This is a genomic window from Agromyces binzhouensis, from assembly GCF_004135055.1.
Taxonomy (GTDB): Bacteria; Actinomycetota; Actinomycetes; order Actinomycetales; family Microbacteriaceae; genus Agromyces; species Agromyces binzhouensis.
Window position 1 is genome coordinate 1 of record NZ_SDPL01000060.1, and the last position, 11143, is coordinate 11143.

Here is an 11143-nt window from a genome sequence, read left to right on the forward strand (position 1 = left end):
TGTCGGCGAGCCGCCCGGCGCGGCCGCGCGCCCGGCAGCGAACCGCGACGGCGCGGGCCCCGACCCGAGGGCGAGGTCGGCGAGGATCCGCCCGACCACGGGCGTGAACTTGAAGCCGTGCCCCGAGAAGCCGGCGCCGACGACGATCGGTCCGATGCGGTCGAGCACGAAGTGCTCGTCGGGCGTGGTCGTGTACGTGCAGCTGATCGGCGTCGCGGCGTCGGCGTCGACGCCGGGCAGCCACTCGCGCGCGTAGCGCTGCAGGTCGGCCAGCTGGTCGGGCACGGGCAGGAAGTCGCGCGCGTCGGGATCGACGACCGGCCCGACCCCGTGCCATCCGGCCTTCACGCCCTCGCCCGGCGTCAGCATGCCGTAGACGGGCGAGCGCCAGTAGCCGTACCCGTCGGCCGCCGCACCCGGGAAGTGGTTGTAGCTCGGCCACGGCATCGACTCGTCGCGCACCGCGAAGTGGGCGGGCCCCTCCTGCGTGACGACGAGCGGCGGCAGCGCGAGTCCGCCGACGAACTTCGTGGTCCACGCGCCGAGCGTCACGACGGCCGTCCGAGCCTCGACGGCCTGCTCGACTCCGTCATGGGCGACGGATGCCACGCGCACGCGATCCTCGCCGAGGGTCTCGATGCGCGTGGCGCGCGTGCGGTGCCGGACGTCGGCGCCGGCGGCCGCGGCGGTCGCGTGCAGCGCGGCGATCGCGGCATCCGCGTTCACCCGCCCCGCCTGTTCGTTGAAGAGGACTCGCGTGTCGAAGCGGATGCCCGGCCACCGGCGCGACGCCTCGTCGACCGGCAGGAACTCCGACGGGATCCCGGCCGCGGTGAGGGCGGCGTGGACCGCGTCGAAGTGCGCGGCAGGGCCGTGGTTCGCGACCCCGACGAGCTCGAGCAGCGGCGTTCCCGCCTCCGCCTCGAGGTCGCGCCAGAGCGGCAGCGCCTCGACGAGCATCGCGACGTAGGCCGGGTCGGCGTACCCGACGTTGAAGTTCCGGGAGGCGCCGTGCGACGCGCCGTTGCGGTGCCCCGGCTCGTACCGTTCGAGCAGCACGACGTCGCGGCCGCGCCGCGCGAGCTGCCAGGCTGTCGCGGCGCCCATCGCGCCGCCGCCGACGACGACGGTCTCGACGCGGGTGACTCCGCTCATCGCGTCGCCGCCGCGGAGGTCGGGTGGATGCCGTCGGCATCCGCGGGTTCGCGAGCGTCCGCACCCGCAGGTTCCGACGACATCCCGATCGAAGCCACCTGCCGGAAGTGCTCCACGACCGGGAACGGCTCGTAGTGGCCGTGCAGCAGTTCGCGCCAGCGGCCGTACTCCGGCGCCTCGCGGAAGCCGGGGTCGTGGTCCTCCACCCGCTCCCAGTGCACGAGCAGCAGGTAGGCGTTCGGCGTCTCGATCGAGCGCGACAGCGTCAGGTCGACGAAGCCGGGCATGCCGGAGATGATGGTCAGCGCCTCGGCGAATGCGGCCTCGAACTCGGCCTCGCGGCCGGGGACGACGGGCAGGATCGCGTGCTCCAGGATCACGCGGGCCACGCTACCGCGTGCCGCGTTGGCAGCCGCGCGCGGAGGAATGGCAGCCGGCGGCGACGCCCGCGCCGGGTCGCCGCGCGACGATGGAGGCATGGACCTCGACGACACCGCCGCCCTGATCGTGATCGACGTGCAGCAGGGCTTCGACGACCCCGCGTACTGGGGCGAGCGCGACAACCCCGATGCCGAGGCGAACATCGCGCGGCTCGTCGACGGGTGGGCGGATGCCTCGCGGCCGATCGTGCTTCGTCCGCCACGACTCGCGCGAGCCCGGCTCGCCGCTCGCGGCAGGGACGCCCGGCAATGCGCTGAAGCCCGTCGTCGCCGACGCCCCGCACGACCTCTTCGTCACGAAGCACGTGAACTCGGCCTTCTACGGCGACCCCGACCTGCACGCGTGGCTGGGCGAGCGCGGCATCCGCCAGCTCGTGGTCTGCGGCATCCAGACGAACCAGTGCGTCGAGACCACCGCCCGGATGGCGGGCAACCTCGGCTACGACGTCGTGCTGCCGATCGACGCGACGCACACGTTCGAGATGGCGGGTCCGGGCGGGACGCGCCTCACCGCCGCCGAGCTCGCCCGCGCGACCGCGGTGAACCTCGACGGCGGCGGCTTCGCACGCGTCGTCACCACCGACGACGTCCTCGGCGGCTAGGCTCCGGCGGCGGCATCCGTTGCCCTGCGTTACGGCCGGGTGCGGATGCCGCGGAACACCGGACTACCGTGTCCCCATGGCAGACCGCGAATACGGCTTCAAGACCCGCGCCATCCACGCGGGAAACATCCCCGACGCCGAGGCGGGCGCCCGCGCGCTCCCGATCTACCAGTCGAGCGCGTTCGTCTTCGACGACACGGCGGACGCCGCCGCGCGCTTCGCGCTGCAGAAGTACGGCAACATCTACTCGCGGCTGGCGAACCCCACGGTCGCGGCGTTCGAGGAGCGCGTCGCGAGCCTCGAGGGCGGCCTCGGCGCGGTCGCGACCGCGAGCGGGCTGTCGGCGCAGTACATCACCTTCGCGAGCCTCGCCGGCAGCGGCGACCACATCGTGGCATCCGCGAACCTGTACGGCGGGTCGATCACGCAGCTGGATGTCACGCTCCGCCGCTTCGGCGTCGAGACCACGTTCATCCGATCGTCCGAGCCGGCCGACTACGCGCCCGCGATCACCGAGCGCACCAAGGCGATCTTCGTCGAGACCGTCGCGAACCCGTCGGGTGAGATCGCCGACCTCGAGGGGCTCGCCGACGTGGCGCACGCCCACGGGATCCCGCTGATCGTCGACTCGACGATCGCGACCCCGTACCTGAACCGCCCGATCGAGTGGGGCGCCGACCTCGTGACGCACTCGGCGACGAAGTTCCTCGGCGGGCACGGCACGACGCTCGGCGGCGTGGTCGTCGAGTCGGGCCGCTTCGACTGGCACTCCGAGAAGTTCCCGCTCTTCGGCGAGCCGGTGCCGAGCTACGGCGGCCTGCAGTGGTCGGGCAACTTCGGCGAGTACGCCTTCCTCACCCGGCTCCGGGCAGAGCAGCTGCGCGACATCGGGCCGGCGCTCGCGCCGCACTCGGCGTTCCTCCTCGCCCAGGGCGTCGAGACGCTGCCGTACCGCATCCAGGCGCACGTCGACAACGCGCGCGCCGTCGCGGAGTGGCTCGACGCCGACCCGCGCATCGAGCGCGTCTTCTGGGCAGGACTGCCCGACCACCCGCACTTCGAGCGCGCGGGCAAGTACCTCCCCAAGGGCCCGGGCTCGGTGTTCAGCTTCGAGGTGAAGGGCGGCCGCGAGGTCGGCCAGAAGCTCATCGAGTCGGTGAACCTGGCGAGCCACCTCGCGAACATCGGCGACGCGAAGACGCTGATCATCCACCCCGCGTCGACCACGCACGCGCAGCTCACCGACCAGCAGCTCGTCGACGCGGGCGTGCTGCCCGGCGTCATCCGCCTCTCGGTGGGCATCGAGGACGTCGAGGACATCATCGCCGACCTCGACCAGGCCCTGACCGCTGCGACGCGCGACCGCGTCCTGACCACCGTGGGAGGCGCGCGATGAGCATCGCGAGCGACACCGACGCGACGACCGAGACGGATGCCGCGGCGTCCGACGTCGAGACGGTCCGGCTCGTCAACGGGCTCTCGTGCGAGCTGCCCGCGACCTCGCCGCTCGCGAAGCTGCTGAAGTCGCAGCGCACGTGGATCGGGCCCGACGCGAAGCAGCGACTGCGCATCCTGAACGCCGCGAGGTCGATCGCCATCGTCGGCGCCTCGCCGAAGCCGCAGCGCTCGAGCTACTTCGTGGGCACCTACCTGCAGCAGTCGAGCGACTACCGCGTCTACTTCGTGAACCCGAACGAGACCGAGATCCTCGGGCAGCCGGCGTACGCGAGCCTGCGTGACCTGCCCGAGGTGCCCGACATCGTCGTGGTGTTCCGGCGCGGCAGCGACATCCCCTCCGTCGTCGACGAGGTCGTCGCCGTCGGCGCGAAGACGATCTGGGTCCAGCTCGGGATCTGGAACGAGCAGGCCGCCTACTACGGCGAGGAGCAGGGCCTCACGGTCGTCATGGACCGCTGCATCAAGGTCGAGCACGCGCGCTTCCACGGCGGGCTGCACCTGCTGGGCTTCGACACCGGGCAGATCACGAGCCGTCGCGGCGGACGCTGACGCGACCTCCCAGCGGCGCCGTCCGATCGCTCATCGCGCGTCGTACTCGGCGCGGAGGTACTTCGGCGCCTGCACGCGCCAGGCCTCGGTCACCAGTTCAGCGAGGTGGGCCGGGTCGATGGCGGCGAGGCGGAACGCGACCTTCGGCTCACCCCAGCTCGTGGTCGTGCGGAGGAACACGTCGGGCGCCATCTGGACCAGGGCGAGGGCGTCGACGCGATCGGCGACCTTCACCCCGACGACGGGCTCGGCCGCGATGATTGCGCGCATGTCGGCGGGGATGCTGGGCCACGGATGGCACTCCCACGCGAACAGCCTCCGGCGGACGAACCAGGCCGCGCCGCCCGTCGTCGCGCGCTCCTCGCTTCCGGGCAGCCCGGCGGCGGTGCGGCGGAGGTCGTCGATGGTGGCCACGCTCCGAGGGTACGGCGCCGCACCGTCAGCCGGCCGGGGCGGTCACACGAGCGACGCGGTCACGCCGCCGGAGCCGTGGCGACGGCCGGACCGCCGGTGGCGCCGGGTACGTCGATCCCGTACGCCAGGATGTGCACCGGCGTGCCGTCGGGGCGCTCGAACGTGAACTCGCGGTCCTCGAGCCGCTCGAAGCCCATCCGCTCGTAGAGGCGTCGGGCCGGCCGCATCTGCTCGCCCGTGTTGAGCACGACGCGACGGATGCCGCGACTCGCAGCGAGCGCGATGACGTGCCGCACGACCACCTCGCCGACGCCGCGGCCGCGCGCGTCGGCGGAGACGCCGAGGAACCTGAAGTCGAGCTCGTCCTCGTGTCGTGCGACGGCGGACATGCGCCGCCCGGGGCGCGGCGTGGTCACGGTGCCGAGCAGCGCCCCGGTGCCGGCGTCGACCGCGACCCAGACCTCGTGTTCGCGGGCGCGCTCGCCGACGGCCTCGATCTCGTCGAGGTAGGCCTCGGTGAGCTCGTAGTCGCCTGCGTACGCATCGCGGACCAGTCGTCCGACTCGCGGAGCCTCGTGGTCGCGCATGCGGCGCACGACCAGCCCGTCGGCGGTCGAGGCGGGCGGGCGGAACGTCGGGATGGCGTCGGTCGTGGGCATCCGCACCAGCCTACGCGTGGCCGCCTGAGCCCCGGCCGAGCGGCGGCGGGACGCACGAACGGCCGGGGTCCATCGATCCCCGGCCGTCCGCGACGGCAGCCCGGCGTCAGCCCGTGAGTCCGACCTGCCACTCGATGAGGTCGCCGATCTTCGCGACGAGCACGTCGTCCTGCAGGCCGTGCGCCTTCCCGTGCGCCTGGCGGAGGATCGCAACGGCGGCCTCGTGGTCGCCGGCGTCAGCGGCGACCTCTGCCTCGGCGAGGTACTCGCCCACGCCGCTGCCGAGCATCTCGGCGCGCATCGATCCGTCCGCGAGCCCGTCGAGCACTCCCCCGACCTCGCCGAACGTCACGCAGTCGCCGCCGCCCTCGACGACGCCCGCGGTCCATTCGATGCCGCCGAGGATGTGGCTGAGGAAGAGCGGGTCGGACCAGGCCGCATCCACGTGCCCCGCGCCCTCGTACCAGGAGCGGCCGCCCTCGAAGTTGTGGCACCACGCGATCGGGTGGTCGGCGCCCATCCTGCCGAAGCCCGGGTTGTACGTCGACTCGTCGAGCGTGATCAGCACGTGCACGTCGTCGCGCGGGTTGGTCGTGAAGTTGTACCACTCGTCGTAGCGCACCCACTCCGCGGGCAGCATCTCGGTCGAGGGGTGGGTCGGGCTCTCGACCCGCATGGTCGCGGTCTGCTGGGCCGGGTGGTTGCGGAAGCGGGCGCTTCCGCCGGTCAGTTCGCTGTACCAGGGCACGGTGTGCATGGAGTCGGTCGCGGCGTGGAGTCCGACGTAGCCGCCACCGGCGCGGATGTAGCCCTGGAAGGCCGCGAGCTCGGTGTCGTTCAGCAGCCGCGGCCGATTCGGGTCGAGGTTGTTCGTCGCATCCACCGGGGAGGCGAAGATGATCGTCGCGTACTTCGAGAGGTCCTCCGCCGTGGTGAACGGCGAGCTGGGGAGGGTCAGCGCGGGCTGGCCCGGCGAGTTGCCCTGCGGCGGGTCCCAGACGTCGACCTCGAAGCCGTGCTCCGCGCCGAGGGCGATGATCGCGTTGGTGGTGTCGTCGATGTGCGAGTGACGGAAGCCGAGCGTCTCGCCGACGACGAGCACCTCGTAGTCGTCGTCCGCTTGGGCGGGGGCCGCGGCGATGCCGAGGCCGAGGGTCAGGCCGACGGCGCAGAGCCCCGTGACGGCGAGCTTGGCAGGTTGTTTCATGGGTCGTTCTCCCCTTCGAGTGGACCGTTTCCGAGATCGCCTGAGGCCGTGAATATGTTGCGTCAGGCGACATATTGCGGGTCCGACACTATGCGCCGCCGGTCGCAGATGTCAATGCCTTTCGTCGATACCTGTGCATTCGCACTGCATCTTTTGTCGGTGCCGGGTTCAAAAGTGCCTAGGGGCTCGGCAACGGTGCATTCCGACGGGCACGGGCGAGGGCGACGCACGATTCTTCGAATCCACGGCGAATGCCTGCGCGTGCTGCGACGTAGCCTTGAGGGGTGACAGCGTTCGTCTCAGCCCTCGACCTGTTCTCGATCGGCGTCGGCCCCTCGAGTTCCCACACGGTCGGACCCATGCGGGCCGCCCGCGTGTTCACCGAGGGACTCGCCGAGGACGGGCGCCTCGAACGCGTGCGCCGCATCACCTGCTCCCTCTACGGTTCGCTCGGAGCGACGGGACTCGGGCACGGCACGCCCGACGCAGTGGTCGCCGGCCTCGGCGGCCTCGCCCCCCACGACTGCGACCCCGACGACGTCCGCAGCGCATGGGCCCGGCTCGGCGACGGCGCCGAGGTCCTGCTCGCAGGTCGCCACGGCGTACGGATGTCCCAGTCCGACGTCAGCCTCGAGCCCCGCACGCGGCTCCCCGGACACCCGAACGCGCTCACCCTGCAGGCATGGGGCGACGACGACGCTCTACCCATCGCCGAGGAGACGTACTACTCGGTCGGCGGCGGCTTCATCCGCCGCGACGGCGACGCGCCCGAGCAGGCCGAGGCGCTGCGGCATCCGCTGCCCTACTCGACCGCGGCGGAGCTGCTCGCGCTCTGCGACGAGCACGGCGTGAGCCTCTGCGACGTCGCCTGGCGGAACGAGGTCGCCGTGCACGGCGAGGAGGGCATCGTCGCCGGCCTCGATGCGATCTGGGACGCCATGGCCGAGTGCGTGGCGAACGGTCTCGCCACCGAGGGCACGCTCCCCGGCGGGCTTCGCGTGAAGCGCCGCGCGCCCGAGGTGCGTCGCCGGCTCGAGGAGTACGACCGCGACGAGCACGTCCGCGACACGTCGACGGAGTGGCTGCACGCCTTCGCACTCGCCGTCAACGAGGAGAACGCCTCGGGCGGCCGCGTCGTGACCGCGCCGACGAACGGAGCGGCCGGGATCATCCCCGCGGTCGGCCACTACTACCTGAGGTACGTGCCCGGCGCCGACCGCGAGGGCATCCGCCGCTACCTGCTGACCGCGTCCGCGATCGCGAGCCTGGTGAAGAAGAACGCCTCGATCTCGGGGGCGGAGGGCGGATGCCAGGCGGAGGTCGGCTCGGCCTGCGCGATGGCGGCCGGCGGGCTCTGCGCCGTGCTCGGCGGCACGCCGCAGCAGATCGAGAACGCGGCGGAGATCGCCATGGAGCACCACCTCGGACTCACCTGCGACCCCGTCGCGGGGCTCGTCCAGGTGCCGTGCATCGAACGGAACGCGATCGCCGCGTCGACCGCGGTGTCGGCCGCGCGCCTTGCCCTGCACGGCGACGGCACGCACATCGTCTCGCTCGACACCGTGATCGAGACCATGCGCCAGACCGGGATCGACATGATGTCGAAGTACAAGGAGACGAGCGAGGGCGGCCTCGCCGTGAACGTCATCGAGTGCTGATCGGGGTCGTGTCCCCCGGATGGGTCGCTTACGGGGTGCCCCGCGATTCTGGGAAGGTAGCCGGGTGGACCCGAACATCGACCCCGGCCTGCTGATGGGCCAGAGCGTCGCCGTGCTCGTCATCGGCTCGCTCATCTACCTCGCCGTCATCGCCCTGAGCATCTGGATCGGCTATCTCATCATCAAGGCGGCGGTGCGCAACGGCCTTCGCGAGCACACGCTCTGGCTGGAACAGCGGCGCGGCCCGCTGCGCTGATCGGGCGCGCAGCCCTGCCCGGCCGGCCGGCCGCACGCCCGAGGCCGACACGTCGCGCGACGCCCGTGTCCCCCTAACAGGCGCATTCGACGACCGGTGCTCCGGTCGCCACGTTGGTCAGCGTGTCCACTGCGCGCCGTTCGCGCACCCCGTCCCGCTCGACCTCGAACCCCTCGCGCACCCAGTACTCGAATCCGCCGAGCATCTCCTTCACGGGGTGCCCGAGGCTCGCGAACGCGAGCGCCGCGCGGGTCGCGCCGTTGCATCCGGGGCCCCAGCAGTAGACGACCACCGGCGTCCCCGATGCGAACCGGGTCGGCGCGACCTCCGCGATGCGACGGCCGGGCACGTGTACCGCGCCGGGTATGCGACCCGCAGCCCACGCGGCCTCGCTGCGCGTGTCGACCAGCACGAAGCCCGGGTCGGGGACGCCGAGCGCCGCCGAGACGTCGGACACGTCGGTCTCGAAGCCGAGTCGCGCACGGAAGTGGCGCACGGCGTCCTCGGGCGTGGCGACGTCGGCGAAGATCCCGACGGCGGATGCCGCGGTAGCGGCGGGCACGGGGGCGGTCGTGTTCGTCATGCTCCGATGCTCCCACCGGCCGCGTCGGGCGCCGGGCGCGAATCCGGCCCGAGTTGCGCGACATCCCGCCAGATCCGACGGGCTCGGGTGGCCGGAGCGCGGCCGGCGTCTCCGGCGGGCGACATCACGCGCCGCGGAAGTAGGCTCCGATCGCCGCACCGAGCGCGGCCAGGTCCTCGACGTGCGCGAGTTCCCGTGCCGAGTGCATCGAGAGCAGCGGCGGGCCGACGTCGACGGTGCGGATCCCCAGGCGGGTCGCCGTGAGCGGCCCGATGGTCGAGCCGCAGGGGATCGCGTTGTTCGACACGAACTCCTGCGTGGGCACGCCGGCTGCGACGCACGCCGCAGCCCAGAGCGCCGACCCGGCGGCATCCGTCGCGTAGCGCTGGTTCGCGTTCAGCTTCAGGAGCGGCCCGCCGCCGAGCACCGGACGGTTCACGGGATCGTGGCGCTCCGGGTAGTTCGGGTGGACGGCGTGGCCGGCGTCGCTGGACACGTGCCACGATGCGGCGAACGCACGGCGGCGGTCCTCGACGCCGGCGCCGAGGCTCGCGCCGATCCGGGCGAGGGCGTCGGCGAGGAAGGGGCCGCTCGCACCCGACCTGGACTCGGATCCGAGCTCCTCGTGGTCGAAGGCGGCGAGCACGCTGATGTGACCGGCATCGTCGGGCGCGCCGAGGATCGCGGTGAGTCCCGCGTGCACCGACGTGAGGTTGTCCATGCGTCCGGAGGCGAGGAACACGTCTCCGCGACCGAATCGGGCGGGCGCCGCCGCGTCGGCGACGAGCACGTCGTGCCCGACCACCTCCTCGGGATCGACCCCGGCGATCGCGGCGAGGTGGGCGACGACGTCGGTCGGTTCGCCGCTCGTCTCCACACCCCAGATCGGCTGCACGTGGCGCTGCTTGTCGAGCGTGAGCCCGTCGGCGTTGACCCCGCGGTCCAGGTGCACGGCGAGCTGCGGGATGCGCAGCAGCGGACCCGTCTCGACGAGGTGGGTCGCGCCGTCGCGAGTGGCGAGGCGGCCGGCGAGTCGCAGCTCGCGGTCGAGCCAGGAGTTCAGCAGCGGGCCGCCGTAGACCTCGACGTTCGCCTGGGAGAGTCCGGCGGCCGCGCTCGAGGGGTTCGGCTTGAGCTTGAACGACGGCGAGTCGGTGTGCGCGCCGAGGATCCGGAACGGGGTCGTCGCCTGCGCGCCCTCGGGCTCCACCCAGGCGATCACGGCTCCGTCGCGGACGACCACCCGACGCCCCGGACCGCTCGGCCAGGCGTCGCGCTCGTCGAGGCGCTCGAAGCCAGCCTCCTCGAGGCGGCGGGCCACCTCCTCGGCCGCGTGGTACGACGACGGCGATGCCGTCACGAACCCGGTGAAGTCCTCGATGTACGCGTCGACGTCAGGGGTGCCCATCCCTCCATCTTCGCAAACCTCGACGGATGCCCCGGACCGCGGCCGCGGACGACGACGACAGCGACACTGACGGCGACGCTCAGGCGAACCGGATGGCCGCCTGCAGCCGCGCGCGGATCTCCATGACGTCCGCACCGCCGAGGACGGGCGACCCGGGGATGCCCTCGCGGATCGCGCTCGCGAGTCGCGACCGGCGCACGAGCGCGACCGCTGCGCCCCGCACCGATCCCCCGACCTCGAGCGGTGCGCTCGCGTACTCGTCGGGCACGACCACCACGAGCGCGGTCGGCTTCACGCGCGCCGCACGCGTGACCGACTTCGCGCGCGCCGCGAGCAACCGGATGGGCCGCTCCCCCGCGAGCGCCTCGCCGATGAGCTCGCCGCGCTTGAACGCGACCGGTCCGCCCCAGTCCTCTGACTGGATCGCGATGAGCCCGGTCGGGCCCAACACCAGGTGGTCGAGCTTGGGCGGGAAGCCGGGGCCCGCGGCATCCGTCGCGATGTCGTGCCACACCGTGTACGCGATGCCGAGCGTCGCGAGCGAACGCGCGGTCTCCTCCTCGGCGAGCGCGTCGGCGAGCACGTGGCGGATGTCCCGCGGCGCCGAGCGCACGAGCGAGGCGTCGTAGGGGTCGTCGACGGTCACGCCACGGCCCGCCCACTCCCGGATGAGGTCGAGGTAGCGCTCGCGCGTCCACCCGCCCGGGTGCCCGTAGGCGCGCGCCATCGGCCGCGAGTCGCGGCGGGGGCGGGG

At 72.7% G+C, this 11143-nt stretch carries 13 protein-coding genes; 5 read left to right on the forward strand and 8 right to left on the reverse strand.

Annotation, left to right across the window (positions count from 1 at the left end):
* Both ESO86_RS05210 and ESO86_RS05215 read right to left on the reverse strand, forming a co-directional pair.
* Positions 1-1155, reverse strand: a 1155-nt coding sequence (locus ESO86_RS05210; protein WP_129233816.1) for an FAD-dependent oxidoreductase, incomplete at its 3' end; no start/stop codon positions are given.
* Complete coding sequence (locus tag ESO86_RS05215) at positions 1152-1535, reverse strand: antibiotic biosynthesis monooxygenase family protein (RefSeq protein ID WP_129233818.1); 384 nt, start codon at positions 1533-1535, stop codon at positions 1152-1154. The genes ESO86_RS05215 and ESO86_RS05210, both read right to left, overlap by 4 nt.
* Before the next feature lie 230 nt (positions 1536-1765).
* On the opposite strand from ESO86_RS05215, the gene ESO86_RS05220 reads away from it, so the two are divergent.
* From ESO86_RS05220 to ESO86_RS05230, 3 genes are all read left to right on the forward strand, one after another.
* Positions 1766-2197 carry an isochorismatase family protein gene (locus ESO86_RS05220; RefSeq protein ID WP_242492212.1) on the forward strand — a complete coding sequence of 144 codons (432 nt, stop codon included), beginning with the start codon at positions 1766-1768 and terminating at the stop codon, positions 2195-2197.
* Positions 2198-2273: 76 nt separating this feature from the next.
* On the forward strand, positions 2274-3593 hold the full coding sequence (locus ESO86_RS05225) for an O-acetylhomoserine aminocarboxypropyltransferase/cysteine synthase family protein (RefSeq protein WP_129233820.1): 1320 nt from the start codon (positions 2274-2276) through the stop codon (positions 3591-3593).
* Entirely contained in the window at positions 3590-4204 is a 615-nt protein-coding gene (locus ESO86_RS05230) for a CoA-binding protein (protein ID WP_129233822.1), read from the forward strand. The genes ESO86_RS05225 and ESO86_RS05230 overlap by 4 nt, the downstream gene beginning before the upstream one ends.
* Before the next feature lie 30 nt (positions 4205-4234).
* Here ESO86_RS05230 and ESO86_RS05235 read toward each other — a convergent pair whose 3' ends face one another.
* From ESO86_RS05235 to ESO86_RS05245, 3 genes are all read right to left on the reverse strand, one after another.
* On the reverse strand, positions 4235-4618 hold the full coding sequence (locus ESO86_RS05235; RefSeq protein WP_129233824.1) for an MmcQ/YjbR family DNA-binding protein: 384 nt from the start codon (positions 4616-4618) through the stop codon (positions 4235-4237).
* Positions 4619-4677: 59 nt separating this feature from the next.
* Positions 4678-5277 carry a GNAT family N-acetyltransferase gene (locus ESO86_RS05240; RefSeq protein WP_129233825.1) on the reverse strand — a complete coding sequence of 200 codons (600 nt, stop codon included), beginning with the start codon at positions 5275-5277 and terminating at the stop codon, positions 4678-4680.
* Between the two features lie 106 nt (positions 5278-5383).
* Positions 5384-6484 carry a ThuA domain-containing protein gene (locus ESO86_RS05245; RefSeq protein ID WP_129233826.1) on the reverse strand — a complete coding sequence of 367 codons (1101 nt, stop codon included), beginning with the start codon at positions 6482-6484 and terminating at the stop codon, positions 5384-5386.
* 284 nt (positions 6485-6768) lie between these two features.
* Between ESO86_RS05245 and ESO86_RS05250 the strand changes: the two genes are divergently transcribed.
* Entirely contained in the window at positions 6769-8142 is a 1374-nt protein-coding gene (locus ESO86_RS05250) for an L-serine ammonia-lyase (protein ID WP_129233828.1), read from the forward strand.
* 64 nt (positions 8143-8206) lie between these two features.
* Positions 8207-8398: a hypothetical protein gene (locus tag ESO86_RS05255; protein WP_129233830.1), complete on the forward strand. Its 192-nt coding sequence runs from the start codon at positions 8207-8209 to the stop codon at positions 8396-8398.
* Positions 8399-8471: 73 nt separating this feature from the next.
* On the opposite strand, the gene ESO86_RS05260 is transcribed toward ESO86_RS05255, so the two are convergent.
* The 3 genes from ESO86_RS05260 to ESO86_RS05270 all read right to left on the reverse strand — a co-directional run.
* Positions 8472-8981: a rhodanese-like domain-containing protein gene (locus ESO86_RS05260; protein WP_129233831.1), complete on the reverse strand. Its 510-nt coding sequence runs from the start codon at positions 8979-8981 to the stop codon at positions 8472-8474.
* 124 nt (positions 8982-9105) lie between these two features.
* Complete coding sequence (locus tag ESO86_RS05265; protein WP_129233833.1) at positions 9106-10389, reverse strand: M18 family aminopeptidase; 1284 nt, start codon at positions 10387-10389, stop codon at positions 9106-9108.
* A 79-nt stretch (positions 10390-10468) separates the two neighbouring features.
* A partial coding sequence (locus tag ESO86_RS05270; RefSeq protein ID WP_165307346.1) for a nuclease-related domain-containing protein occupies positions 10469-11143 on the reverse strand: 675 nt, incomplete at its 5' end.